Here is a 24,624-nt window from a genome sequence, read left to right as displayed (position 1 = left end):
AGCGGATCGCCAGTAAGATCCAATTCCATGCCTCTGGAGTGGTCCGGTCTGTCACCCGATCTGCTGCTGGTCATCGACCGGGACAGCGGCGAGCCGCTGCGATCCCAGCTGGAACTCCGGCTGCGGGACGCGATCCGGACCGGGCGGGTGCAGATCGGCGAACGGCTGCCGTCCTCCCGTGAACTCGCTCGGATGCTCGGGCTGTCGCGCGGGCTGGTGCAGGACTGCTACGCCCAGCTCCAAGCCGAGGGATACCTCGTGACACGCGTCGGCTCAGCCACCCGGGTCGCCGCCGGCGCGGGCGCACCGCCAGCGCCCACGTCACCGCCCTCGGCACCTCCACGACTGGTGGCCGACTTCAAGTGGGGCGTTCCGGACTTGAGCAGCTTCCCGCTCGCCGACTGGCTGTGGGCCATGCGCGAGGCGGCACGCGCCATGCCGACGGCGGCGCTTGATTACGGAGACCCGCGCGGCAATGTGGCTCTGCGCGAGGTCATGGCCGGATATCTGCGGCGGGTGCGCGCCGCCGCAGCGGATCCGGAACGGATCGTGATCTGCTCCGGCTACGCGCAGGGCCTCGGTCTGGCCTTGCACGCCCTGGCCCGGACAGGTGTCCGTACGGTGGCGTACGAGGACCCCGGCTCACCGGCCACGATCTCCTCTGCCGCGTCCTGGGCGGGCCTGTCGGCGATCCCGGTACCGGTCGACGAGCGCGGCATCGACGTGCAGGCACTCGCCGCGACCGACGCCCGCGCCGTCGTCATGACCCCTGCGCACCAGTGGCCCACCGGTGTCGCTCTGGCACCCGAGCGGCGGCTCGCCCTGATCGAGTGGGCCAGGAGCCGGGACGCCGTCGTCATCGAGGACGACTACGACGCCGAATTCCGCTACGACCGGGAGCCGGTGGGCGCCCTGCAAGGACTCGCCGCCGACCGCGTGATCTCCATAGGTACCGTCAGCAAGTCCCTCGCGCCCGCGCTGCGCATCGGGTGGATGCTCTGCCCGCCCGCGCTCACCGAGCTGATCATCGAGCACAAGCAGCTGAACGACCGCGGGTCGCCCACACTCGATCAGCTCGCCCTCGCGAGAATGATCGAGTCCGGCCGCTTCGACCGGCACCTGCGTCGGATGCGGACAACCTACGCGGCACGGCGCAAGACCCTGGTGGCGGCGCTCGCCGAACATGCCCCCGAGGTCAGGGTGACCGGCCTCGCGGCGGGCTTCCACGCGGTAGCGCACCTCCACGGACCGGCCGACGAGCAAGACCTCATCGCCGCCGCCCACGCCCGATCCGTGGGCCTCTACGGAATGAGCACCTGCCGTTCTTCGCATGCGACAGAGCCAGTGCAGCTGATCCTGGGGTTCGGCAACGTCGGTGAACGCGCCATCACGGCAGGCATCACGGCGGTCGGAGGCCTGCTGAGGGGCCGATATCCCGCGTCGCAGGTCCGTCCGACGCTCGGCGACGACTACCCCGCCACTACGGTACGAACATGCTCGACGTAATCGAGGAAGTCACCCGCTCGGGTGCCGGGATCACCGCCACCCTCGACGCGCTGACCGACCTGGAGACGCGTGCGCCCTGGACGCTGGCCGGCTGGACCCGCGGCCACGTCATCACCCACCTGGCCCACAGCATCGACGCCTATGGGTGGATGCTCGCCGTGGCCCGAACCGGCATCGAACCCGCCCCGAGCACGGACGCCAAGTCGCTCGCCCGTACTGTCCGTGAAGGCGCCGACCGCCCCGCGGCCGAACTCGCCACCGACCTGCGCAGCCGCCTTGCACACCTGGCCGAAGACGCCACATCGATGCCCGTGGAACGTTGGGACACCCTGGTCACGGCACTGGCGGGCTGGCGGCACCCGGCCTGGTACACCCTCCACCGCTGCTGGCGCGAACTCGAAACGCACCACGTCGACCTGAACGCCGGCTACCGCGCCGGCTACCGCGCCACCGACTGGCCCAGCACGTACGTGACCTGGGCACTCGACGACACCATCACGGCGCTCGCCGCACTCGACTTCCCCGTCGCCCGGGTCAAAGCCCTCGACATCGGCCGATCCTGGGCCCTGTCCCCGACCGGCCCCAACATCACCGGCTCCGGCCACGCCCTCCTCGGCTGGCTCAGCGGCCGCGCGCTCGACCCCCCGCTCACGTCCGACCGTCCACTGCCGGTCCCGCCCGACCGGCCCTACCACCAGCCCCCGGCTGGAGCTGATCGCGAAGACCGCCCTACGGGTCGTCGAGTTGTTCGGAAGGCCCCTGCCTTCACGCCCCGACCACGGGAAGATCACCCAACCGGGAACCCTCGTTCGACCGCCAAGGGGACCTCTCGGTGCTACAACGGCTTCTCAGCGTGGCGAGGTGAGCGTGGTGTCGTCTACCAGCGGTGCCAGACAGCTTCGCGGGCCTTGTCGCGAGTGATCAAGTGGTCGTCTCCCGCGACGAAGAACAGTGCCCAGGACCGACGTGGTCGCCGACGCGCTGGGCACCGAGTTCAAGTTGCAAGCCGTCGCAGAAGAGGTCTCCCGTTGGACTGGACCTCAGGCCGGTGTCGTAGACGTCGGTATGGGGTGGGGTACGTGGAGTTGGATTGTTCCGGACGGGTTGTGGGAGATCGCGGAGCCGTTGATCCCGCCGTCGAGGGTGCGGCCGCAGGGCGGTGGAACGCAGGACACGCCTGATGAGACGCTGTTCGCCGCGATCATCTACGTGCTGGTCAGCGGCTGTGCCTGGCGGGCTCTGCCGCCCTGCTTCGGGATATCGTGGACCGAGGTAGGCCGGGTTCCAAGACGCACGTCCTGTCGGACGCGAACGGACTGCCCCTCCTCGTCGGCGTCTCGGCAGCCAACACCCACGACAGCGAAGCCTTGAAGCCCATGGTCGCCGGTCACCAAACGAGACACGACCCCCACCGCGGCCGCCACTTCAAACCCCAACGCCTGCACGCCGACAAGGCCTACGACGTCCCTCACCTGCGCAGGTGGCTCCGTGGCAAGCGGATCGGCGTCCGCATTGCCCGGAAAGCGTCGAGTCCAGCGAACGATTAGGACGTCGACGCTGGGTGATCGAGCGGACCATGTCCTGGCTGACTGGATACCGCCGACTCAACCACCGGTACGAACGCCAACCCCGCAACTACCTGGCCTTTCTCGGCCTCGCGGCTGCCATCTGCTGCTACAAACGCCTTGTCCGCCTCACCACATCGAGGGCCTTGCCGGTGCGGGGGTTTGCGCCGCCGAACACGACGGAGGGTTCGCCGAAGGCGGTGACGGCATCCGGCAGGTCCCGATCCGCAGCACACCAGTCGTGGAGAGCCCCCGGACTGCGTCGTACTCGTCCTTGGACAGGATCCGGTCGAGGGTGAGCCAGCCCCGACGGTGAGCCAACTCGGCGTACACGGACGCGGCGTGCACGTCGCGTCCGGTCTCCAGGCGCAGCAGCTTCTCGAATGCGCCTTGGATCCCGTCGGCGTAGCAGGCGCCGCTCTCCGTGAGACGGGACTGCTCGGCCGTCCAGGCGCCGGGGCCGTCCTTCTCGACAACGAGCAGGTGGTGCATGAGGAACCAGACGGCGGTGTCGAGGTCCCCGTAGGCTCCAGGACGGCGCAGGACACTCTTGAGCTGGTCCACGAGGTGAGCACGCAGCGCGGACGAGGCGGCAAGGGCGGAAGTCTTCGGCATGGTGTGATTCTGCCGGTTGTCCGGAGGAGGGGGCGTTCCGGTAAAAGAACGCGGCGACCGCGCGATTTCCGCATCTGCATCGGCTGAAGGCCGGCGGGATCGTGGGCACCATCATCTGGCTCTGGATCTCCGCGGCCCGCCCCGGCCGCACCCACGACATTACCGCCGCCCGCCGCGACCACATCCTCACCCACCTGCGCGCGGCCGGCCTCGGCGCCCTGGCCGACCTCGGCTTCCTCGGCCTCACCGACGACAGCGACGACAGCGACGACCCGGTGATCGTCACCGGCTACAAGGCACCCGCGCCCGCGAGCTCACCCCCGGCGAGAAGCAGGCCAACCGGGTCTTGGCCGCCGCACGCGCTCCCGTCGAACACGGCTTCGCGCACCTGAAGACCTGGCGCATCCTCACGAAACTCCGCACCGACCCCGCTCGCGCCACCGACCTTCTGCGCGCTCTCCTGGTCCTCTCGAACCTCGAGCTCTCACGCTGACAGATGATCAGTCATATTCGGCGCGATACGGCTCCGTCCTGCCAGCGGTAGAGGTCGCGCAGCAGGGAAATCTCGGCGCCGTGATGGATCAGCTCCCTGTTGACGTGCAGGACCCTGTTCTCCATGGGAAACCGCTCGGGACCCACCGTGGGCGGATTGTCCAGGTCAGCGTCCGAGAGCTCGCGGACCCCCGCGTTCCATCTCCCATACATCTCATCGAGCTGTTCCAGCGCCTCGTCAGCGGTCCCCGCGTAGGCGAATGTCTGGGAGTCGACGTCCTGGCCGCCGAAGTACCATCCCACCCGATAGCCCAGGCACGAGACGATGATGTGCGCCAGCCGCCAGGCAATCGTCGTCACCGGCGCAGGCACCGGGGCAGGGGACGCGAAGTCCATCGTCCATTCCCCCGAACCTTCCGACATCGGTGCGGGCGACGTGCCACGTGCGCGGATGCTCCAGCAGCCGCGCACCGGCTCCCAGAAGTACTCCTCGTCGGTAAGACCCTCCAGCCGTGGCCGCAGGTTCTTGCTCCAGTACCAGTCCAACTGGTCCGCGAGTCGCTCGCTTCTTGTCATTTCCGCACACTACATACAGCGGAGACCTGGCTGCGCCCCTCGCGGACGCCGTCGCCGGCCGTGGGCCGCGAGACGTACCGCACCAGGAGATGACGCTGGGGCCTGATGTGCCCTTCGGGCCGCGCCGCCGCGAACGGCTCAGCCTCGACCGATAACGTGACGGATGATCAAGACCGCAGACTCCCGCCCGAGATCAGCATGAGTATCCCGAGCGAGCGCCACGCCAGAGCTTCCGACCTGCATGTTCGAAGATGGCGAAGACTCATAGAGGTGCGGTCCTACAGGGCTCCATGCCCTTCGGAGCGGTCGCGCTGCCACGCCAGGCTCCTACGCAGTCTGCACTAAAAGAGCGTTTGTCCTGGCAAGGGTGTTTGGTAAGTAGCGTGGTGTCAGCGGGTTGGGTCCACGCATGGAGGCGTGTGAGGATCCGCCAGTGGAGTGCGATGTGGCGATGGCCGGCGCTGCTGGCGGTGACGCATTCGGAGATCTGGTCCTGTTCCTGGTGCTACGCCTCCACCTGTGTGGGTGGTGAGTGGTTCGAGGTCGCGCGGCCGCCGTATTTGCCCGTGGGGATGCGTTGAGAGCGGGCTGTCGCGGACGGCCTTCCCGCCGGCGTCTCCCACGCCTTCGGCATTTCCTGTTCGGCCTGCACGTTCCAAGATCGGTTGAGATGTGGCTTCTGACACCAAACCTGCACATCGCAGGTGAGCGTCAAGTAGTGGACCGGTAAGGAGGCACTTGACCTCCACTTCAGTAGGGACAGCCGGAGAACCGAGGTGGTCAGCCGAACTGGACCAGGCCGAGCAGGTTCCCCTCGCTGTCCTTGAAGTGCCCAGCGCGGCCCACGCCCTCGACCCGGCAGGCGCCGTCAGCCGTTCGGTAGCCCGGCAGGTCGTACTCCTCGAAGGTGACGCCACGCGACTTGAGGGCCGCAACCTCGGCATCGATGTCGTCGACCACCCAGGCTGCTCGGGTGCCCCCCGTCGCTCTTGCCGTAGCTGGCGGCGAGGACGAAGTGGGCGCCGCCCGACTCGTACGTCAGGGCGCTGCTGATCTCCTGGGCCCGCGTGAGGCCTGGCGGTCGTGGTAGCAGGCCCTGGCCCGGTCCAGATCGGCGGCGGGCAGCATGGTGAGAACCGGATGTCCGTCCAACATCCCTCTCGGCCTTCATCCCTCCTTGGGGGAAATTTATACCATTTCTTGACAGTTTGGCATGAATTGGAGTATCGTCAACGTGCCATGAAAGAGAAGCGCGCGTACGAGAGTCCGCTGCGTGCCGGGCAGCTTGAGCAGACCCGGCAGCTGATCCTCGCCGCGCTCACCGAGGCCATCGCCGACGAAAGCGTCCAGGAGCTGACCATCCCGCTCGTGGCGGAGCGTGCAGGCGTCGCCGTCCGCACCGTCTATCGGCACTTCCCGACCAGGGAGGCGCTCTTCGCGGCCTGGAGCGGGTGGGCCCAGGAGAATCTGCACGTGCTCATGCAGTCCTATCCGGACACCTTGGACGGGCTGCGCCGCGTTGCGCCGGAGCTCTACCGCTCGTACGACGAGCACGCGCCACTGATCCTCGCCATGCTGAACTCCAAGGCGGCCCGGCCGCTGCGGGAGCAGGGCCGCAGGCACCGGTTCCACTCGGTGGAGGCGGCGCTGGCCGAGCTCACGGCGCAGGCCGACCCGGTAGCCCGCCGCCGCGCGGTTGCCGTGGTGTACCTGCTGGTGAGCGCCCCGGCCTGGCAGGCCATGCGGCTGCAGGCGGGGCTCGACGGGGCGGAGGCCGGCACGGCCGCCGCCTGGGCGGTGCGGGTGCTCACAGACGAGCTGCGGCGAGACCCGGACGGCCCGCTACGCGACCCGGGCAGATGACCGGCGAGGAGGAGAGCCATGAGCATCGCCACGGAACGCACTTTCGCTCCACCGGGGCCGGGTACCTGGTTCCTGGACCCGACCCACTTCACCCGCCCGGTGACCAGGTTCCACGCCGAGATCTTCATCGAGGAGATGCACCGCGGCTTCGGAGAGAGCCTCCGCCGGTACGGGTCGCTGCTCGAACGGTTGGACTGGGCCTTCGTCAACGGCTTCTGCTACTACCATCCCCAACCGCTGGGAGCCCCGCCGGACGCCACGGACCACCCGCCGAGAGAGGTCTGGGAGCGACTTGCCGCCGATCATCCCGAGATCCGCACCAGGCTCGCGACCAGTGCGACCGTCTTCGAGCGCAAGCTGTGGCGCGAGGACCTGCGCCGCTGGGACGAGGAGGTCAGACCCGGGCTACAGCGCGAGCGGCGCGAACTACAGCAGGTCGAGCCCGGTCTCCTCGATACCGGCAGTCTGCTCGCGTACCTCGACCGGTGCCGGGAGCACCAGCGCCGAGCCGGCTACCTGCACCACCTGTTCAACATGCCGGCACTGCTGCCGATGGGCGATCTGCTCGCACACTGTCAGGAGTGGACCGGGCGCACCACCGGCGAGATCCTGGCCCCGCTGGCCGGATCGAGCCCCGACCCGCTGGCGGACCGGGAGGAACTGGCCGAGCTGGCCGCCGCCGTAGCAGCGGACCCCCGGGTGAGCGAGCTGCTCGCCTCCCCGGCGCGACCCCAGGAGCTGCTGGCGGCGCTGGGGGACGTCGCGGGACGTACGAGTACCGCCCTCGCCGAATACCTGGAGACGGCGGGCTGGCGCCCCGTCAATGGCGAGGACGTGGGCGATCCCTGCGTGGCGGAGTTGCCCGCCGTCGTGCTCGCGGCCATTCGCTCGGCGGTCTCCTCCTCGGCGAGGCCCCAGGCGGACGCCCCCGCCGACCAGCGCGCCGACGCGGCGGCCGACCTCCGCGACGCCGTACCAGCGCCGCACCGCTCCCACTTCGACGAGCTGCTCGCCGAGGCGCGGCTGGTCTCCCGGCTGCGCGACGAGCGCGGGTCGTGCGCGGACCTGCCGGCCATCGGCCTCACCCGGCGCGCCATCCTGGCGGCCGGCCGACGGCTCACCGAGCAGGGCCGGATCCACGCACCCGCCCACCTGGCCGAGGCGAACTACGCCGAGCTGCGCGCCCTGGTCCGTACGGGCTCCGGGCCCGACGCCGCAGAACTCGCCGCCCGGGCGCACTACCGCGACCACGCCCGGTACGCGGACGCGCCGCCGATGCTGGGTCCACCGCCGGGCGACCCGCTGCCGCCCGAGTGGCTGCCGCCCGCCGCGGCACGCCTGGAACGCGCCCTCGGGGCCGTCGTCCTTGCCATGTTCAGCAACCCGGCAGCACGGACCGAGGGGCGGACCGTGCACGGGCTTGGCGCGAGTTCGGGCGTGTACGAAGGCCCGGCACGGGTGATCAGCGGTGTGCCCGAGTTCGACCGCATCCAACCCGGCGACGTCCTGGTCACCGGCGCGACCACCACGGCCTTCAACATCGTCCTGCCCCTGCTCGGCGCGATCGTCACCGATCGCGGCGGGGCGCTCTCCCACGCCGCCATCGTCGCCCGGGAGTTCGCCATCCCCGGCGTCGTCGGATGCACGGACGCCACGGCGGTAATACCCGACGGCGCCTGGGTGCGGGTCGACGGCCGGGCCGGAGAGGCGGCGGTGGTCCGATGACAAGTCCGCTGTCGCCGAGCACGTGGTCCGCCCCCGTGCCGCTCCGCCTGGCCACCGACGAGAGCCTGTACGGCGACAAGTCCTCGCAGCTCGCGGCCGCCGCCCGGGCGGGTCTACCGGTACCGGAAGGAATCGCCCTGGAATGGCGGTTCGTCGACGCCGTCGCAGCAGGCGACGACGAGGCACTCGCCGCCCTGCACGGGTCGACCGCCGACTTGCAGGGCGGCAGGCTGGCCGTGCGTTCATCCGCGCTGGGCGAGGACTCGGCCGCGGCGAGCTTCGCCGGACAGCACCTCACCTGCCTCAACGTACGGGGTCCGGACGGGCTGACTGAGGCGGTCCGAATGGTGAGAGATTCGGCGCACTCGGCCGCCGCGCTCGCCTACCGTGAGCGGCTCGGGCTGCCCGGCCGGCCCAGAGTGGCAGTGGTGGTACAGGAGTTGGTAGTACCCGAGTGCGCCGGAGTCCTGTTCTCCCGAGACCCTCTCGACGACTCCGACGTCCTGGTGATCGAGGCGAGTTGGGGCCTGGGCGAAGCCGTGGTCAGCGGCGTGGTCGTACCGGATCACTACCGGGTCCGCCGCGACGGCCGGGTGATCGAGCGCACGGCGGGCATGAAGGACCTGGCCGTGGAGCCCGCGCCGGCCGGCGGAACGAGCCAGGTCCCGATCCCCGCCGACCGAATCCACCGACTCTGCCTCGACGACACGCGGTTGGAGAGCCTGCGGGAACTCACGGCCCGCTGCGAGCAGGTCTTCGGCGGGACGCAGGACCTGGAGTGGGCCTTCGTCGCCGACGGTCTCCGTCTGCTCCAGCGCCGGCCGATGACCGGGGCCGTGCCCCCGCACTGACCCCTGCGTAGCCGCCCACACCAGCTCGGGGCGATCACGGACTGCTTGTGGTTGAAGATGTCGCCGGCGTCCCAGATGGGGCATGACCAGAGAGGGTCGATCGATCGATCGAACGGTGCACGGGGTATGGCGAAGCTACGCCCTATCCGAGTGATCTGTCCCATGTCCGCTGGGAGTTGGTCGAGCCGGTCCTGGCAGCGTGGCGTTTCGAGCGCCGGGGCCGTGCCCTGGACTTCGGCCGGCCGTCCGAGCATGACCTTTGCGTGGGTGTTGCCGTAGGTCAGGGGTGCAACGCGGGCTCTGTTGCACCTGCGTGTCGCAGGGCGCGCCGTCGGCCCTGTGGGCTTCGGGCGGGCCTGGCGGCCGCGGTGATGGGCGCGAGGGTGCAAGGCCGGTGCGGCGCACGGCCTGGCCGGGCGAGACGGCACTGGATGGCGCCGTTGGACGGCACTGGGGCCTCCCCCATGTGGGGGAGGCGGATCATGCCGACGCATGATCCCCGCGCGCTTCGGGTCCACAACAGTGAGCCCATGGCAATCGACCCTTCCGCCGTCTCCCGACCGTCGACTGTGTCGACGACGAGGGACCGTCTATGACGGCTCTGCTCATGTCGTTCCCGGCGTTCGCATCTGTGTTGGCCCTGTTCGCGCTGATGGAGAGCGCGTGGCGTTGGCTCACAGGACTGGGCTTGATCCCCTGGCTCCGCAGGCGTACGGGGCGGTCGCTGTCGAGCATCGCCTTCGACGAGTTCACGGCGGTCGTGAACGGAAACAAGACGGTGGAGCTGGAGCAGCGCAGGGTGGAACAGCTGCGGCGGGACGACGAAATCGACGGTGCTCCGCCCCGCTCCAGCATTGACCTGACCAAGGGCACCGCGTTCATCGTTCCGCCCCAGGAAGCGGGCGGCCCGCGCGCTGACAGGCGCGCCCGTGAGGACGAGCGGTGAGACGCCGAGCGGAGGGAACCGGCGCGGAACCGGTCACGCTGTGGGGGCACGTCGCGTGATGGTGGGCGGCCGCATTCGCCGGATTGCATGTCTCGCCCGGATGGGGAGCGCCCGCACGGGTGACGGCACTGTCTGGAGGACCGGCGCGGCAAGTGCACCGAGGAGGGTGTTGGGGAGGTGTCCCCGGGTGGCTGCTCTCGTCGGCAGGGCATGACCAACACACGCCTGCTCACGCGGGTGAATCTTTCCCGCTATCCGCGACCTACTTTGCGGCTGGTGTCTGAGCTAGGCCGTGTGTCGAAAATGGATCTTGCGCGCTGAATGATCGTGGTCATGGGGCGAGGAGATCTCACGGACGAGCAGTGGGCGTTGTTGGAGCCGTTGTTGCCGAAGAGGGCCAAGGCAGGGCGACCGCCCGCTTGGCCTCGGCGGCAGCTGATCGATGGCATACGGTTCCGGGTCGGGACCGGTGTTCCATGGCGGGACGTGCCCGTCGAGTACGGACCGTGGAACCGGGTCTACGACCTGTTCCGCCGATGGCAGCGCAACGGCACCTGGCATCGGATCCTCACCCTGCTCCAGTCCCTGGCCGATGCAAAGGGTGCGATCACGTGGGACCTGAGCGTCGACTCCACGGTCTGCCGCGCCCATCGGCATGCTGCCGGGGCCCGCAAGCAGGGCGACCTGCAGAAGGAACCACCAGGAGGCATCGTCACCGAGCTCCACGATCATGGACTGGGAAGGTCGCGCGGCGGGTTCACTACCAAGCTGCACCTGGCCGTCGAGCAGGGCCAGAATCCCATGTCGATCGTCGTGACGGCAGGGCAGAGTGGGGACTCGCCGCAGTTCGAACCCGTACTGGCAAAGGTCCGCGTGCCCCGGATCGGGCCGGGCCGCCCGCGGGTCCGCCCTGATCGTGTGCGCGCGGACAAGGCGTACGCCTCCCGCAAGTACCGTGCCTACCTGCGCCGCCGCGGGATCCGCTGCACCATCCCCGACAAGGCCGATCAGGCACGCAACCGTCAGAAGCTCGGCTCCCGGGGTGGGCGGCCACCGCGTTTCGACCCGGTCGACTACCGCCAGCGCCACGCGGTGGAGCGCGGGATCAACCGCCTCAAGAGGCACCGTGCCGTCGCCACCAGGTACGACCAGCTCGCGTCCGATACGAGGCGACGGTCCTATTGCAGTGATCAACGAGTGGTTGTGGCTTCCTGGTTCCGGCTGGGCGCGATGTGGGTGGGGAGCAGTTCTCGCAGGAGTTCCACGGTGAGGTCAGGCTGCCCGACGAACGGTGAGTGGTCTGTCTGCCATTCGCGCACGTCGGTGCAGCGCGAAGCCATGGTCCGCTGGAGGCCGGGGTCGATGGCGCGGTCCTGTGCGCAGATGATGTAGGTGGAGGGAGTCATCTTCCAGCTGTGGTGCTGGGGGACTCCACGTCCGCAGCCCGGGGCTTGTGCACGCAGCAGGCCGACCGCCTGCGCGGCGAGGGGTTCAGGGCAGTCGCCATAGAGTGTGTCGATGGCCAGGCCGGGGTGCAGGGTGGTCGAGCCGTCCGGCTCGGCGACGATGGCGTCCTTGAGCTGTTGGGACGCACCGCCCAGACTGGCCGCGCTCTCGCCGGCATCGGGTACGAAGGCCGCAAGGTAGACCAGGTGTGCTGCTCCGCGGACCCCTGTGATCACCGACCCTCCGTAGGAGTGGCCGAGGACGACCGGGGGCTCGGGCAACGCGTCGATGACGGCCTGGACGGCGGCGGTGTCAGCAGCCAAAGAGCCGCGGTGGAGCTCGGGTGTAGCAACCTCGGTTCCGTCGGTCCGCAACCGTTCCGCCACCACCGCAAAGTGCTCGGGACGGTGATACAGGCCGTGAACCAGCACCACAGCAGCCAACTCGTCCGTCTCCTCAGATCGACACCAGACAGGTGAGCCTAGCCTCGAACCACGGCCACCACCTCACCTTGATCCACTTTCGATACACGGCCTGGTGGAGCTTGGGCCGCGACCCGGGCGCGGGTACGGCTCCCGCGTCGACATCGTCGACCTGACCGTCGGCACCGTGCGGGCAGCAGTATCCGGCGACCATCGGCGGGTTGTCTGCTTCCAGTGCCTGGAAGACCCCGCTCGTCACGGATCGGCTCATGAATTCCCCCTGCTGCCCGTCAATTTGAGCTCACCCTTTGTGGCTCGGGATTCGGTGGCCCGCACCAGTCCCCAGGGCGACGTGGGTGAGATAGCTGCGCTCTGCCTATCGATGCATGACTCCACGTGTGGCTACGTAGATGAGAAGTTCGGGAGTCACCGGCGGCCCTGCGAATAGGATCGAGCCTGCGAACTCGCCCGTGCCCGGGCCGCGGCCCTCGACCGGCCCGCAGTGCCGCCTCCAGAGCCATAACCGCCGGGCACCTGAGCTCTGCACCGGCAGGCCACTGCCCGCGGTGGAGACGATCTGATCCCGTCCGGCTACGACCCGCAGATGTCAGTGGCGCGGGCCATCTCGTGCTGCGGCGCCGCCCGGGCACCGGAGCACGAGGGGAGCGGCTTGGCTGAGGTGCTGGTTTTCCACCACGGGCACGGGTTGACCGTCGGCGTCCGGCAGTTTGCCGAGCAGCTGCGAGGGGCTGATCGGCGCCGCGTCTGGACGGGAGGTATGGCTTGGGGCCGGTGAACACGAGGACGCGGAACCCGTCGGCCTTTGTTCGAACAACATCGGCCTTGTTCCGGGTGGCGGCAGCGTCGCAACGGAGCGGGCCAGCATGGGCTCGACCGGCGGTGAGAGGTGCACTCTCCACTCCTACGCCCTTAGACCGTGTCCTATGTGGTGAGGCGGACAAGTCGTTTGTAGCAGCAGATGGCGGCGGCGAAGCCGAGGAAGGCCAGGTAGTTGCGGGGCTGACGCTCGTAGCGGTGGTTGAGCCGGCGGTAGCCGGTCAGCCAGGACATGGTCCGCTCGATCACCCACCGGCGCCGCCCGAGCCGCTCGGAGGACTCGATTCCTTTGCGGGCGATGCGGACGCCGATCCGCTTGCCGCGCAGCCATTTTCGCAGTTCAGGTATGTCGTATGCCTTGTCTGCGTGCAGGCGTTGGGGTTTGAAGTAGCGGCCGCGGTGGGGGTCGTGTCTCGTTTGGTGACCGAGCACCATCGGCTTCAAGGCTTGGCTGTCGTGGGTGTTGGCGGCCGAGATGCCGACGACGAGGGGCAGTCCGTTCGCGTCCGACAGGACGTGCATCTTGGAACCCGGCTTGCCCCGGTCCACGGGGCTCGGACCTGTGAGTTCGCCCCTTTTCTAGCCCGGACATGGGCGGAGTCGAGGACTGCACGGGAGAGATCGAGGAGGCCCGCGTCGTCGAGTCGGTGCAGGATCTCCTCGTGCAGCCGGCCCCAGACGCCGGCCCTCGACCAGATCAGGAACCGGCGGTGTGCCGTCGACTTCGATATCCCGAAGCAGGGCGGCAGAGCCCGCCAGGCACACCCGCTGACCAGATGAACATTCCCGTGGACGCCGACAACCCCTGCGTCGGCGGGGAGCGCGGGCGGAGAGCGGTGAAGACGGAATCTGCCCCATCCAGTCGATGACCATGGCGTTGCCATGGATGTCCTCGACGTAGTCGAGGTTCCACCGCCAGGCCTGGCGGCAGGAGGAGTTCGCGGAGGACTCGATCGCCGGCCAGACCCTCATCGAACGGGTCGCCGCCGACCATCCCACCGTCCGCAAGACCTGGGTGGACGGCGGCTACCGCCAATGCTTGTCTTCTTTCCCGATGGCCTGCGCAGCGATCTCTACACACAGCTGTGCGCATCTCCGGGCTGAGCTTGGGCTTGATCCCGAGCTTGGAGTCCTTGTCGTTCCACGCCGCGAAGAACTCTTCCTTCAGCTGGGGCGGGACACCCCACCGCTTCGTACCGGCCTGCGGCCCGCGCAGGCGGGGCCGGTGCCGGCGTGTCGCACCTGTCGGCACCCGCCTGACCCGCCGCTGGTTTCCCGACGGGCGCGCCGCCGGAACAAGAGGCGCCCGGCGGGCCGTCGGCCCGCCGGGCGCCTGTGTGCGCTGTCAGCGGTTCAGCAGGTGATCGTGGATCCGTCCAGAGCGGACTCCATGGTCACGGCGAACTCCGTCGGCCCGTCGGCCCCCACCCGGAGCAGCGCCGGGGCGCCGTCGACCTCCTTGTGGAAGCACATGCCGGAGCCGCTCCGGAACCCAGCCGGGGCCTGCTCCCGGGTGCCGACCGCTTTCCGTCCTTCCTTGCTCGCGGTGTCCCAGTAGTGGGCGACCAGCGACTTGGCGTCCACGTCGTGGGTGTAGGCGCTGTTCGCCATCACCCACGGATCGCCGCTGTCGTCCATGCACTCCACGTAGGTTCGATCCGTGACGGGCGTGGCGCCGGCTGGGACGGCGGGCGCCGCGGCCGAGACCCGGGCCATGCGCTCGACCGCCTTGCTCTCCTGGCACGAGCCCTCCGACCCGTAGAAGAGCAGATACGCCGACCCGGCCAGCAGAGCGAGCCCGGTCACGCAGCCGACGATGACGGCCAGGACCACGAACGGTCCGCGGCGCGGGGATTGTGTGGTGATCAAAGGTTCCCTTCCTATTTTCTCCACAGCACGCCGTTGTAGTAGTAGACGCGTGCGAAGAAGTAGAGGGTCGCCCAGAACACGCCCCAGGTGTACCAGCTCAGCATGGCCCACCAGTTCCGAACGGCAAAGCTGCGGGCGACGGAGTTGTTGTGCTGGTCGATCTGGGTGTCGCGTCCGGTCTGGCCCCATTCATGCGCGTCTCCCAGCCTCTTGGCCGCTCGTGCGCCGAAGTAGAAGGTCAGGCTCGCCTGCCACATGAAGTGCCGGATCGCGTTGTTCTTCGCGCCGCTCCGGAAGGTCGCGAGCAGCATTCCCGAAATCGCCGAGGCGAGGGCGCAGCCGCGCCATCCGAGCGACAGGCAGGCGTTGGCCTCGATATTCACACCGACTACGAGAAGCCGTGAGGCTAGGAACGCCGGCCCGTAGCCTTCATCGCCCGCTGCCCCTCCGACTCCACCACCGTCCCGCGCGGCCCCCCAAGGCAGCACGCCTCTGGGGAGCCAAGCCGATCACCCAGCACCATCGCGGGCGTGGCCGGCCCCAACGAGGCGGCCAGCCACCACGTTACGGCCGACGCCGCGCCCCTGAATTGTGGCGCCAGCAGTCATCACCCACGGCGTCCGCTCAGCCTTGGCCAGGCGCTGCGCACTGACGTAGGTGTGGCACGCAGGGGAGCGGAGCCAGCCGACCTCACGGCCGTCGTTCGGTGTCGGGAGCGGTGCGCCCGGGGTGCCACTCGCCTTCGGACCACAAGTAGAGCAAACCGTCGGCCGCGTTGTTACCTGGGGAGGTCTTGCCTGTCGCGCCCATGCAGGTCGTGTGCTGGCCGGCGCTGAGGTAGGTGTCCTGGCACGAAACCGAGGTGCGGCTGAACGATGACTCGACGCGTCCCTTCAGACGGATGGCGTAGGGGCCGTTGTTCTCCACGACGAGGACCGGCTGCCTGTAGCCGTCTGCACCCCAGATGAGGCATGTCTTGTACACGACTCGTGTCGTCAGAGGATGGGTCGTTGCCATACCGGGCTGTTCACGAGTGCCTACAAGCTGCAGCGACGAGAGGCGTCTGAAGATCGCTTCCCAGCTCGCCGCTGATCGCTTCCCGAAGGGCAGGAGCGGTACGGAGTCAGCCGGCGGAGCGTTGCCGAAGGTCGTCGGCGATCGCCTTCCACGTTTCCTGCGCGGACTCGGGGACTTGTGGTGTGGTGGCCTCCATCGCGGTGATGGTCGCTCCAGAACTGGTCTGAAACTCAAGGGACAGACTGGCGTCTGCGACGAGCAATCTCAGCTCAGCCAGGGCCTTGTCGGGTTCGGGGTGGTGCTGGAGCAGAAGGGCGGCGCCGGAGGCGCTGTGTTCCGGGTCGGTGTAGAGCTGACCGTCGGGGTTGATGAATAGGCCCTGCAATGCGGCCTCGCGATAGGCGGAGGGCAAACGCCAACGACCTGGACACCACCGTGGACGGTGCTGACGTCCCCGAGACCAGCTACGAGGCCTAGGTGGCCCTGCAGGTCGGCCCTCGCAAGGTCGGGGCCGCCTCCGCCATCGTCCCCGCGGCCGCCGCGCTGTTTGAGTCCCCACCACTAGCGATGACCGCGGGTCCGAGGAGCCCCGGCTCCGCTCCTGTGACGCTCTCCGGAAACTCGTTACTCACCTAATCCGTTGCTAGCGGCATTCCGCGGGACCGGGGGTCTCTCGGGATGTTCGAGTACCAGACCGTGACATCCAAGTGCAGCCGGGCTGTCGAGGCCTCAACGTAGATCGGTGCGCGGTCTGGTGCGAGTGGTGGCGGCCACGAGGGCGCCGGGCGGACGCCTTGGTGTTGCCTGGCCTTCGAGGCCTAGCAACAGAGCGAGCGGCGTCCGGCGCCTCCGTGGCCGCCACCACGAGCGGTGTTGGCGCCCGTCGGCGCTGGACGGATGCCCATTACTCACCCGGCATCGATGCCTATTAAGAGAGCGGCACCGTCCAGGGCCGTCGCGCGTCAACACCTCTCGACTTGATCATTCGTTTGTGTTGGTGGTGCGAGCCCATCGCACGGTGACCTCTTGATCCGCCCGAGCCGCGTGAGCTCCCGCATAGACCGAGGCCCGTGAGATGCGCTGGTGCCACGAACGGCTAGTGAGGTGGCGGCCCGACCGTCGCGGTCGAGGCCTGGGATTAGGTCGCTGCGTGGCCCGCATGCGCTCGTGACCAGCGCAAACACCGAGCTTTGGGGAGGGAACCTTGATCTACTGCGGAATCGACTGGGCGGAACGGACCCACGACGTCGCCCTGGTTGACGACACCGGGCAGCTGCTGGCCAAGCGGCACATCACCGACGATGTGGCCGGCTACAAGATCCTGCTGGAGTTGCTCGCCGAGTACGGCGACACCGAGGAGAACCCGATCCCGGTCGCGATCGAGACTTCCCGGGGCTTACTGGTGGCCGTCCTGCGGACCGGCAAGCGCAAGGTGTTCGCGATCAACCCCATGGCCGCCGCCCGCTACCGCAACCGGCACAGCGTCTCGCGCAAGAAGTCAGACCCCGGCGACGCCTTGGTCCTGGCCAACATCCTCCGCACCGACATGCACGCCCACCGGCCCCTGCCCGACGACTCGCACCTCGGCCGCGCGATCGCCGTCCTGGCCAGAGCTCAGCAGGACTCTCTGTGGAACCGGCAGCAGCTCGCCAATCAGCTTCGGTCCCTGCTGCGCGAGTACTACCCCGCAGCCCTGGCCGCCTTCGCGGCCTGGACCAACGGCCCATGCCGCCCCGAAGCCCGCGAACTACTCAAGACCGCACCGACCCCGACCAGGGCCGCACGTCTGACCCGCACCCAGATCCAGGCCGCCCTCAAGCGCGCCGGCCGTCAGCGCGGCATCGAAGCCGAAGCCGAGCGCCTCCGCGAGGTCCTCCGGGACGAATACCAGCCGCCGTTGGTTGAGGACGCGCTCGGCAAGCAGATGCTCGCCCTCCTCATCCAGCTGGATGCGGCCTGCACCGCCGCAGACCAGCTGGCCAAGGCGGTGGAAGAGGTCTTCCCCCAGCACCCGGACTCCGAGGTCCTCCTGAGCTTCCCCGGCCTCGGGATCCAGCTCGCCGCACGAGTCCTTGCAGAGATCGGTGACGACCGCGGTCGCTTCGTCCATGCCCGCGGCCTCAAGGCCTACGCCGGCTCCTCGCCCATCACCCGAGCTTCGGGCAAGAAGTCCGCCATCACCAGACGGTGGGTGAAGAACGACCGACTCAACCACGCCGGCTACCTCTGGGCCTTCGCCTCCCTGCGGGCATCGGCCGGGGCCAACGCGCACTACCGGCGCCGACGCGAACAAGGCGACTGGCACGCGGCTGCCCAGCGCAACCTGTTCAACCGCATGATCGGGCAGCTCTATCACTGTCTTCAGCACCACAAGTTGTTCGACGAGCTCTCCGCTTTCCCGGCACCGTCGGCGGAAGCACAAGCCGCGTGACCTGGGAGGGAACCTTGCTTACGGTGGCGGCGGCGTCCGAATCATTCGAACATGAGACCCGAAGTGCAGACGTTCGCTGCTGACGGCCCGCTCCCCGACTGGGACGCGAGTGAAGAAGAGATCGACCGGCGTGACCAGCAGCTCCGCGCGATCGCCAGGCCGGTGACCGGGGAAGAGGCGCAGGCTCTCGTCTCCTGCTTTGGTCCGGACGACTGCTACGGCGTGGCCTGGACCTTGCTTCATCTCATCGAGAGCGGCCCGAATCCCGTGCTGACCAGCAAGCCCGCGGCTGGCGCAAACGAGTGGCATCAGCGCCTCTACAACCGCGCCGTGTTCGGAGGCCTGATCCCCTGAACTTGACGGCATAGCAACGTGAGGTGTCTCATTGTGGGAGCCTCGGCTTCGGCCTGTCGGGCGCGCCGCTGCGCTCGGACCCCAGCGCCGGCCCGGTCCGGGGCAGACCAGTCCGGCTCGTCCCGGGGGTCCTTCGTCGAGACCTTGGAGACCTCCAGCCCGGCGGCTCGGCCCCGGGTGTGCTGGCTCGTATCGCACGTCAGCAGCCGAACTTCGCGGCCAGCCAGGATCACATAACCGTCAGCGTCGAGCTCGAAGTAGAACGAGATGGCTTCCTCGTCCCCAAAGCAGCGCACCCAGCGCATCACTGGTCCACCACGTCGAAGGGCTCGTCGTGCCAGCGCCAGCCGGCGGTGCCGTCGTCGTGGATGTGCAACATGAACTCCGCGACCGGGCTGCCGTCGGGGAACGTCAGAGTGAGTGCACTTCGGATCTGGGTGTAGCAGGCGTCGGCCCGCTCCCAGTCCTCCTCATCAATGGCCCGCTCTTGCTCGGCGAAGGCAGGACGGAACTCCTCGAAGCCAGGAAGTGTCTCCACTTCTGCGTGGATCCATGGCATGTCGGCGCCGGTCACAGTCATCCGGGCAATCTCCTGGTCGCCGTGGTGGAGCCTCCAGATGCTGCCGGTGGTCAGGTTCGGGTTGGCCATAGCCCCATGATGACGATCACCGCTGACAGGCGAAGCGCGGGGCGTGGCGTCCCTCCGTGTGGACGCCCACGTTATTCCCAGCCAGAAGTTCACGATCATCCCAGGGGAATCCCGGTGTAGGTGTGACGGTCACCGCCTCAGTGTGACGGTGGACATCGTGCCCACCCCTGCCTCATGCCTCAGCTGTACTCGCTGATAGAACCCCGTCATGACGTACCGATTCACCGCCCGCGCCGCCAGAACCGAGATCGACCCTGACGGCTACTTCACCGAAGCCGCCCTTGCCGAGGATGAGGACGGAAGCGGCTTCATCTTGATGTTCATGGCGGGAGAGGAGGAGCCCGATGATCAAGAGGTCGCCCTGGGGATGGACACACACTGCCTGGTCACAGCCGGGCAAGGGACCGCGTACGGCTGTGTGCGGGAAGCGGTCCTGACGGGCAACGTCCTCCGCGTCTCACTCGACCCTGATGCACTGGAAGACCTGCGGTTGACCGACAGTGAGATCGAGGCCGTCATCGAAGCGCCGGACGAAGATATCGTCCTGTTCCGCGAAGTCCTCGCCCAGGTGCTCGGCTACGGACGGGCGGACGCTGTGCCCACCCGTGTAGGCATCTGACCAGCCGGCCGGGCGTCGTGCACTGGCGCGAGCCGACCAGGTGGGCAATTACGTGAAGATGCAGTGTCATGGGGTGCCGGTAAGAACCCTGTCACCGATCCTGCTGGCCAATTCCGTTGCTGGTCGGTTGTGACGCTCGTTGGCTGTGGCCGCAGAAACCGGGCGGGCGGCAGTAAGCCGAGCCGCACCAGCCAACGCCTTCGGCGGAGTGATCAGTGGCTCCGTGGATGCCCCAGGTCTTCTGGATCAATGGATTTGGGTAGTGGCTGCGGTCATGAAGGCGTTGAGGGCGTCCTGTAGGTCTTGCTCGCGGTTGGCCAGTTCGGTTCTGGTGGATGCCGTGCGTATTGGAGTGATGGCATCGAAGGCCGAGACGGCAAGAGACACGAGCGTGGAGTCTTCGGCGAGGAGGCGGACTTGGAACTGGGCGTTCTCTGTGGCGGCGCCAAGTCGGTCGCACTCTGTGAAGGCGTGTCGCGTCTCGGGGCTGTCGGGGGCTTCCTGCAGACGGAACCAGAGGGCGACGGTGGCTTGTTTGAGTGCCGTAACAGCTCCTGCGTAGGCACTGTAAGTCGTCAGACGTTCCTGTCGTAGCTGCTGGGAACGGGCGAAGACCTCCGCTTGCGCACTCGTACGGCGCTGGACGGTAAAGGTGATGATTGAACCCAACAGGGTTCCCAAGACAGCGATCAAGCTGGCTAGCACAGCCTCCATGTCCGCATCTCACCACACGGACCTACACCCGCACAGCCTGAGGACGAGGTCAGCTGAACGAGCGATACGAGAAGGCGCCTGAAGTCGATACGGCTCGGACACCACTCAACTGTTTGCGAGCCTGGATCGCCTGGCTAATCGGGGTGTGGATTCAGAACGGTGTCACCGATCCTGTTGGTCTACTCGGGATCATGCGGTGAGGGAGAGGTCCAGTCGGGCGAGGTGGCTGGTGCGGGTTCGGTCGAGGGGATGGCCGCTCCACCAGGCGTTGAGACGGATGAGGTTGAGCGCGACCGCTGAGAACGCGTGTTCCAGGTGGGTCTTCTTCAAGCCGCGGTAGCGGGCACGTCTCATGCCGGTGACCGCGACAGCCTGGTGGATGGTTCCCTCGACGCCGGCGCGGGTGGCGTACTTCGCCCGCCATTCCTGAGTGGTCTGCTTAGTACTCCAGTGAGACTTCGTGTCCTGAGCTGGTTTGTGTCGTTGTCAGGGCATGGTGGGGATGGACGCTGAGGTTTGGGCGGCCGAGTGGGAGTCGGTTTTTGCTCGGGTGGCGGGCCGGTTTTCGCGGGTTGATCTGCGGTGGCGGATGCGGGGGTATCTGCGAGGGCTGCTGGCACCGGTTGCGCGGAAGAACAGCTGGCAGCTGGCTGAGTGGGCAGGCCACCGGGATCCCACGGGGATGCAGCATCTTCTGGCTGGTGCCCGCTGGGATGCCGATGAGGTCCGGGACGGCATCCGTGACTATGTCGGTGAACGTCTCGGCCCCGGCGGGGTGCTGATCATCGATGACACCGGGTTCATCAAGAAGGGCACCACCTCTGCCGGGGTGGGCCGGCAGTACACGGGAACTTCCGGGAAGATCGACAACTGTCAGATCGGGTGTTCGCCGCCTACGCCACCAGCCGCGGACGGGCCCTGGTGGACCGGGAGTTGTATCTGCCCAAAGCCTGGACCTCGGATCGGGAGCGCTGCCGGGCGGCGAGGATTCCCGATGAGCGGGAGTTCGCGACCAAGGGTGAACTGGCGAAGGCGATGGTGACCCGCTGCCTGGCCGCGGGCCTGCCCGCCTCGTGGGTGACGGCGGACGAGGCCTACGGCCAGGAATGGAAGTTCCGCCGTCTCCTGGAGGAACTCGGCGTCGGCTACGTGGTGGCAGTACCGAAGTCGCAGCAGGTCAAGAGCCTGGCAGGGTTCTGGCGGATCGACGAACTCATAGCCCAGGCGCCGGAGGACGCCTGGCAGAAGATCTCCTGTGGCAACGGAGCCAAGGGGCCACGAGTCTACGACTGGGCCGGCGCCGGGCTGCCGTCGATCGGTTTCTTCGACGGTGACGAGCCCACCCATCACCGCTGGATCCTGGCCCGCCGCAGCCTCACCCGCCCTGACGAGATCTCCTACTACTTCGCCTACGCACCCGTGACCTGCACGATTGCGGATCTGGCCCGCGTGGCCCGCATGCGCTGGGCGATCGAGGAGTGTTTCCAGGCCGCCAAGAACGAATGCGGCCTGGACGAATACGAAGTCCGCCGATACGTGGGCTGGTACCGGCACATCACCCTGGCCATGCTCGCCCACGCCTTCCTCGCCGCCCTGGCCGCGGACGAAACAGTAAAGGGGGCCGCAGAAACGACCCCACCAGCGACTTCGTCACTCTCACCGTGGCAGAGATCCGCCGACTCCTGGACACTCCCTGGCCCCGCCCCCGAACCCGCACTCCCCTCAGAGCGCACGCACTGAACTGGTCCGCCTGGCGACGACAACACCAGGCAACTGCACGACGCTGCCACTACAAGAGAAGAAGCAGCTCAGGACACGAAGTCTCATTGGAGTACTAGGGGGTGTCTCTTTGATCAGCGGCCCGGACAAGGACGAGAGCAAAACGAAGCGTGGCATTCGTGCCAGGCGAATTACGATGGCTGCTGCGGATCTGGAGGGGGGACGCGTGGACCAGTCGAACGGCCCGCAACTGGAGCCAGTCTGGTTGGTGGCTGCGAACGTCGTGGCATGGCGTCGATGCGGAGTGGGAGGCCAGGAGCTGCGCCCCGGGACAAAGTGTTTCAAGGGCGGGGCGAAGGTGTACGTCGCCGACGCGTACTGGGGTCCGGGGGGTGATCGGATCACGTCCGTGGGACGCGAGCGGCACACCGGGCGGTGGATCGTCATCGACATGGCGACGCGCCACCTCCATAGCTTCCGGCCGAAGCTCGTTCACACGCCGCGGGTCTTGCAGCGACTGCAAGAGGCCCGACGTGCACGTGGGTTCATCTCAGCGGATTACGCAGCGGACATCTCCGCGACGCTGGAGCAGTACGCATTCCGGGACCGAGCCGAGACGGCGCCGTACGCTCCTCACCCGGACCGATGCCTATGTCATGCCTGCCTCACCGGTGAGTCTGGGTGACGCGCGCTACTTCGCTCCGAAGCTGAGCAACGAGGACCGGCGCGGCCTGACCGCGCTGTTCTGGTCCAACGTCAACCCGTACGGCACCTTCCGCCTGGACATGAGCAAGCGCCTCGACCTGGGGCTGGCGGCTGCCGTGCCCCGCCCCCGCACAGAGGCGGACACCGCCGAGCGATTGAGTACGCAGACGCGATGAGCCGTCGCGGGACCGGCCGGCGGCCCGCATGGGCCGGAATATCGCCGAGGTGAGCAGAGCGCGCGGCAAGCGTTCGCGGACGCGTCCTGGGGAGCTACGGCGCTCTCAGGTCCGGCGGTCCGCTACGGGAGGGGACGCTGCATGATCTGCTCGATCGCGGTCGCCTGGGACCAGACTGCTTGCCACTGGCCGTCTGCGTTCTCATAGGTGTCGGTGTGCCAGTAGCTCGCGCGGGGTACCCGGCGGCGCTTGAAGATCACCTCGAGCATGGCCTGGTAGCGGATGACGGCGGCGTTCCCGTGAATGCGGACGTCGATCGCGTCGGTGACCAGCGAGGTGCGCATGTGGTCGGCGATCGACCAGCCCCCCACCCGCCGCGAACAGATATCGATCACCGTGGCGAGATAGAGCCGCGTCGTGCCGACTGCTATGTAGGTGATGTCGCCACACCATCTGGTGTTCAGCGCGTCTGCGGTGAAGTTGCGCATCACCAGGTCCGGCGTGGGCGGCGCGGTCCTGTCCGCGATCGTCGTCCGCTTCCTCTTCCGCAGGTGCCTGCCTACGATGTGATTGATCCGCATCAGCCGCGTTACGCGCTTGCGGTTGATCCCGCGTCCACGGGCACGGAGCTCGGCGTGGACGCGCGGAGCACCATAGGCACCACCGTGTTCGGCGTGGATCCCCCGGATCTCGGCCACGGTCCGCTTCTCCTCGGCCCGCCGTTCGGCGCGGGTCTCCTCGGTGACCAGGTGCCGGTAGTAGCCGGCACGGGACGCCCCGAGCACGCGGCAGATCCGCTTCACGCCGAAGTCGGCGCGGTTGTCGGAGATGAAGTCCCAGCGGCGGCGGCTCACTTCACCTCCCGGGCAAAATAGGCGGCTGCCCGGCGCAAGGATCTCGCGCTCCAGCCGCCACTCCTGCTCGGCCTGAAGCAGCCGGGCGTTCTCAGCCCGCAGCCGGTCCAGCTCCTCCGGCACGCTCACGCCACCGTCGCGACCCTTGGGCGCGGCCTGGGTCTCGTCCTTGCGAACCCACGTCCGCAGCGACTCCGCGGTGATGCCGAGATCTGCGGCCACCGCCGCGTACGTCCGCTTGCCAGCCGCGGCGCGGTAGAGCGCGACAGCATCCCTCCGGAACTCCTTCGGGTACGGAGACTTGCGTCCCACCTGGACATCCTTCCCTGGACCATCAAGATCCATTGTCAGGGTGTCCACTCCAAAGGATCAGCCTCAGGAAGGAACCTGCACCTCCCGCTGCAGCCTCCTTTCATTGGGCGTTCGACGGTGAGGTGACCGCCGTCCGGAGCGCGGTTCCAAAAACCCGACAAAAGGCGCAACTAGGCAATTGGGATCAGTGAGGCGACTTGTTACGGGTGGCTCGGTCCTAGCCATTGTCATGAAGCGGCGGAGGATCCTCACACCCCACGCGGCCTTTGCTCTTCACACGTTTGCAGTTAGCTGCCCTGTCGGGCGTTTCCGGCCATCTGCCGCTTGTGCACGGTGGAACTAGATCTTCCGGCATTACGTT

Annotated in this window: 22 protein-coding genes and 6 pseudogenes; 14 read left to right on the top strand and 14 right to left on the bottom strand. The window is 67.9% G+C overall.

Annotated elements, in window-relative coordinates; all coding sequences use genetic code 11:
• Positions 1-27: 27 nt before the first annotated feature.
• The 3 genes and pseudogenes from pdxR to ACZ3X1_RS31305 all read left to right on the top strand — a co-directional run.
• Positions 28-1,506, top strand: coding sequence for a MocR-like pyridoxine biosynthesis transcription factor PdxR (gene pdxR / locus ACZ3X1_RS31315; protein WP_467282101.1), 1,479 nt, complete (start codon positions 28-30; stop codon positions 1,504-1,506).
• Positions 1,494-2,687, top strand: coding sequence for a maleylpyruvate isomerase family mycothiol-dependent enzyme (locus ACZ3X1_RS31310; RefSeq protein ID WP_467282099.1), 1,194 nt, complete (start codon positions 1,494-1,496; stop codon positions 2,685-2,687). The genes pdxR and ACZ3X1_RS31310 overlap by 13 nt, the downstream gene beginning before the upstream one ends.
• Positions 2,572-3,208 (top strand): annotated as a pseudogene (locus tag ACZ3X1_RS31305) (IS5 family transposase); the annotation flags it as partial. The gene ACZ3X1_RS31310 and the pseudogene ACZ3X1_RS31305, both read left to right, overlap by 116 nt.
• On the opposite strand, the gene ACZ3X1_RS31300 reads toward ACZ3X1_RS31305, so the two are convergent.
• Positions 3,201-3,686 carry a hypothetical protein gene (locus ACZ3X1_RS31300; protein WP_467282254.1) on the bottom strand — a complete coding sequence of 162 codons (486 nt, stop codon included), beginning with the start codon at positions 3,684-3,686 and terminating at the stop codon, positions 3,201-3,203. The pseudogene ACZ3X1_RS31305 and the gene ACZ3X1_RS31300 sit on opposite strands and share 8 nt — an antisense overlap.
• Before the next feature lie 16 nt (positions 3,687-3,702).
• Here ACZ3X1_RS31300 and ACZ3X1_RS31295 point away from each other — a divergent pair, with 16 nt between their 5' ends.
• On the top strand, positions 3,703-4,179 hold the full coding sequence (locus tag ACZ3X1_RS31295; RefSeq protein WP_467282097.1) for a transposase family protein: 477 nt from the start codon (positions 3,703-3,705) through the stop codon (positions 4,177-4,179).
• An 11-nt stretch (positions 4,180-4,190) separates the two neighbouring features.
• Here ACZ3X1_RS31295 and ACZ3X1_RS31290 read toward each other — a convergent pair whose 3' ends face one another.
• Positions 4,191-4,754 (bottom strand): DinB family protein, encoded by a 564-nt coding sequence (locus ACZ3X1_RS31290; protein ID WP_467282095.1) that lies wholly within the window; start codon positions 4,752-4,754, stop codon positions 4,191-4,193.
• A gap of 780 nt (positions 4,755-5,534) precedes the next feature.
• The gene (locus tag ACZ3X1_RS31285) at positions 5,535-5,714 is read right to left on the bottom strand and encodes a VOC family protein (protein ID WP_467282092.1); all 180 of its coding nucleotides are present in this window, start codon (positions 5,712-5,714) and stop codon (positions 5,535-5,537) included.
• 279 nt (positions 5,715-5,993) lie between these two features.
• Here ACZ3X1_RS31285 and ACZ3X1_RS31280 point away from each other — a divergent pair, with 279 nt between their 5' ends.
• The 5 genes and pseudogenes from ACZ3X1_RS31280 to ACZ3X1_RS31260 form a co-directional block, all read left to right on the top strand.
• Positions 5,994-6,617, top strand: a complete 624-nt coding sequence (locus ACZ3X1_RS31280; protein WP_356814610.1) for a TetR/AcrR family transcriptional regulator — start codon at positions 5,994-5,996, stop codon at positions 6,615-6,617.
• Between the two features lie 18 nt (positions 6,618-6,635).
• Positions 6,636-8,342, top strand: a complete 1,707-nt coding sequence (locus ACZ3X1_RS31275) for a PEP-utilizing enzyme (protein WP_356814611.1) — start codon at positions 6,636-6,638, stop codon at positions 8,340-8,342.
• The gene (locus ACZ3X1_RS31270) at positions 8,339-9,193 is read left to right on the top strand and encodes a PEP/pyruvate-binding domain-containing protein (protein ID WP_467282086.1); all 855 of its coding nucleotides are present in this window, start codon (positions 8,339-8,341) and stop codon (positions 9,191-9,193) included. Before ACZ3X1_RS31275 ends, ACZ3X1_RS31270 begins: the two co-directional genes overlap by 4 nt.
• A 592-nt stretch (positions 9,194-9,785) precedes the next feature.
• Positions 9,786-10,139 carry a DUF6191 domain-containing protein gene (locus tag ACZ3X1_RS31265; RefSeq protein ID WP_467282082.1) on the top strand — a complete coding sequence of 118 codons (354 nt, stop codon included), beginning with the start codon at positions 9,786-9,788 and terminating at the stop codon, positions 10,137-10,139.
• Positions 10,140-10,472: 333 nt separating this feature from the next.
• Positions 10,473-11,291: pseudogene (locus ACZ3X1_RS31260) on the top strand (IS5 family transposase); the annotation flags it as partial.
• A gap of 38 nt (positions 11,292-11,329) precedes the next feature.
• Here ACZ3X1_RS31260 and ACZ3X1_RS31255 read toward each other — a convergent pair.
• The 7 genes and pseudogenes from ACZ3X1_RS31255 to ACZ3X1_RS31225 all read right to left on the bottom strand — a co-directional run bounded on the left by ACZ3X1_RS31255 (position 11,330) and on the right by ACZ3X1_RS31225 (position 16,142).
• On the bottom strand, positions 11,330-12,028 hold the full coding sequence (locus tag ACZ3X1_RS31255) for an alpha/beta fold hydrolase (protein WP_467282080.1): 699 nt from the start codon (positions 12,026-12,028) through the stop codon (positions 11,330-11,332).
• Positions 12,029-12,041: 13 nt separating this feature from the next.
• Entirely contained in the window at positions 12,042-12,278 is a 237-nt protein-coding gene (locus ACZ3X1_RS31250; RefSeq protein ID WP_467282078.1) for a hypothetical protein, read from the bottom strand.
• A gap of 671 nt (positions 12,279-12,949) precedes the next feature.
• Positions 12,950-13,620, bottom strand: a pseudogene (locus tag ACZ3X1_RS31245) (IS5 family transposase); the annotation flags it as partial.
• A 577-nt stretch (positions 13,621-14,197) separates the two neighbouring features.
• Positions 14,198-14,713, bottom strand: a complete 516-nt coding sequence (locus tag ACZ3X1_RS31240) for a hypothetical protein (RefSeq protein WP_467282076.1) — start codon at positions 14,711-14,713, stop codon at positions 14,198-14,200.
• 11 nt (positions 14,714-14,724) lie between these two features.
• Positions 14,725-15,096: a DUF6973 domain-containing protein gene (locus tag ACZ3X1_RS31235; RefSeq protein ID WP_467282074.1), complete on the bottom strand. Its 372-nt coding sequence runs from the start codon at positions 15,094-15,096 to the stop codon at positions 14,725-14,727.
• 307 nt (positions 15,097-15,403) lie between these two features.
• A complete protein-coding gene (locus tag ACZ3X1_RS31230) occupies positions 15,404-15,640 on the bottom strand; it encodes a hypothetical protein (protein WP_467282072.1) in 237 nt (78 codons plus the stop codon).
• Positions 15,641-15,836: 196 nt separating this feature from the next.
• Positions 15,837-16,142: a hypothetical protein gene (locus tag ACZ3X1_RS31225; protein ID WP_467282071.1), complete on the bottom strand. Its 306-nt coding sequence runs from the start codon at positions 16,140-16,142 to the stop codon at positions 15,837-15,839.
• Between the two features lie 792 nt (positions 16,143-16,934).
• Here ACZ3X1_RS31225 and ACZ3X1_RS31220 point away from each other — a divergent pair.
• The gene (locus tag ACZ3X1_RS31220; RefSeq protein ID WP_467282069.1) at positions 16,935-18,161 is read left to right on the top strand and encodes an IS110 family RNA-guided transposase; all 1,227 of its coding nucleotides are present in this window, start codon (positions 16,935-16,937) and stop codon (positions 18,159-18,161) included.
• A 51-nt stretch (positions 18,162-18,212) separates the two neighbouring features.
• Entirely contained in the window at positions 18,213-18,515 is a 303-nt protein-coding gene (locus ACZ3X1_RS31215) for a hypothetical protein (protein WP_467282066.1), read from the top strand.
• A gap of 304 nt (positions 18,516-18,819) precedes the next feature.
• Here ACZ3X1_RS31215 and ACZ3X1_RS31210 read toward each other — a convergent pair whose 3' ends face one another.
• Positions 18,820-19,164: a hypothetical protein gene (locus ACZ3X1_RS31210; protein ID WP_390076263.1), complete on the bottom strand. Its 345-nt coding sequence runs from the start codon at positions 19,162-19,164 to the stop codon at positions 18,820-18,822.
• Between the two features lie 208 nt (positions 19,165-19,372).
• On the opposite strand from ACZ3X1_RS31210, the gene ACZ3X1_RS31205 reads away from it, so the two are divergent.
• Positions 19,373-19,783 (top strand): Imm10 family immunity protein, encoded by a 411-nt coding sequence (locus tag ACZ3X1_RS31205; RefSeq protein ID WP_467282063.1) that lies wholly within the window; start codon positions 19,373-19,375, stop codon positions 19,781-19,783.
• A 246-nt stretch (positions 19,784-20,029) separates the two neighbouring features.
• On the opposite strand, the gene ACZ3X1_RS31200 is transcribed toward ACZ3X1_RS31205, so the two are convergent.
• Positions 20,030-20,476 (bottom strand): hypothetical protein, encoded by a 447-nt coding sequence (locus ACZ3X1_RS31200; protein WP_467282061.1) that lies wholly within the window; start codon positions 20,474-20,476, stop codon positions 20,030-20,032.
• Positions 20,477-20,686: 210 nt separating this feature from the next.
• Positions 20,687-20,905, bottom strand: a pseudogene (locus tag ACZ3X1_RS31195) (transposase); the annotation flags it as partial.
• A 94-nt stretch (positions 20,906-20,999) separates the two neighbouring features.
• Here ACZ3X1_RS31195 and ACZ3X1_RS31190 point away from each other — a divergent pair.
• Positions 21,000-22,237, top strand: a pseudogene (locus tag ACZ3X1_RS31190) (IS701 family transposase).
• A gap of 635 nt (positions 22,238-22,872) precedes the next feature.
• Complete coding sequence (locus ACZ3X1_RS31185) at positions 22,873-23,097, top strand: hypothetical protein (protein WP_467282059.1); 225 nt, start codon at positions 22,873-22,875, stop codon at positions 23,095-23,097.
• 302 nt (positions 23,098-23,399) lie between these two features.
• On the opposite strand, the pseudogene ACZ3X1_RS31180 reads toward ACZ3X1_RS31185, so the two are convergent.
• Positions 23,400-24,263 (bottom strand): annotated as a pseudogene (locus ACZ3X1_RS31180) (IS3 family transposase); the annotation flags it as partial.
• Positions 24,264-24,624 lie beyond the last annotated feature (361 nt).

Source organism: Streptomyces sp. NPDC023541 (assembly GCF_055559995.1).
This window is presented reverse-complemented; position numbering and strand designations above follow the sequence as displayed.

Coding starts and splice junctions, on each gene's coding strand:
- pdxR (WP_467282101.1), top strand. CDS start 28: ATGCCTCTGGAGTGGTCCGGTCTGTCACCCGATCTGCTGCTGGTCATC.
- ACZ3X1_RS31310 (WP_467282099.1), top strand. CDS start 1,494: ATGCTCGACGTAATCGAGGAAGTCACCCGCTCGGGTGCCGGGATCACC.
- ACZ3X1_RS31300 (WP_467282254.1), bottom strand. CDS start 3,686: ATGCCGAAGACTTCCGCCCTTGCCGCCTCGTCCGCGCTGCGTGCTCAC.
- ACZ3X1_RS31290 (WP_467282095.1), bottom strand. CDS start 4,754: ATGACAAGAAGCGAGCGACTCGCGGACCAGTTGGACTGGTACTGGAGC.
- ACZ3X1_RS31280 (WP_356814610.1), top strand. CDS start 5,994: ATGAAAGAGAAGCGCGCGTACGAGAGTCCGCTGCGTGCCGGGCAGCTT.
- ACZ3X1_RS31275 (WP_356814611.1), top strand. CDS start 6,636: ATGAGCATCGCCACGGAACGCACTTTCGCTCCACCGGGGCCGGGTACC.
- ACZ3X1_RS31270 (WP_467282086.1), top strand. CDS start 8,339: ATGACAAGTCCGCTGTCGCCGAGCACGTGGTCCGCCCCCGTGCCGCTC.
- ACZ3X1_RS31265 (WP_467282082.1), top strand. CDS start 9,786: ATGACGGCTCTGCTCATGTCGTTCCCGGCGTTCGCATCTGTGTTGGCC.
- ACZ3X1_RS31250 (WP_467282078.1), bottom strand. CDS start 12,278: ATGAGCCGATCCGTGACGAGCGGGGTCTTCCAGGCACTGGAAGCAGAC.
- ACZ3X1_RS31215 (WP_467282066.1), top strand. CDS start 18,213: ATGAGACCCGAAGTGCAGACGTTCGCTGCTGACGGCCCGCTCCCCGAC.
- ACZ3X1_RS31210 (WP_390076263.1), bottom strand. CDS start 19,164: ATGGCCAACCCGAACCTGACCACCGGCAGCATCTGGAGGCTCCACCAC.
- ACZ3X1_RS31205 (WP_467282063.1), top strand. CDS start 19,373: ATGACGTACCGATTCACCGCCCGCGCCGCCAGAACCGAGATCGACCCT.
- ACZ3X1_RS31185 (WP_467282059.1), top strand. CDS start 22,873: ATGCCTGCCTCACCGGTGAGTCTGGGTGACGCGCGCTACTTCGCTCCG.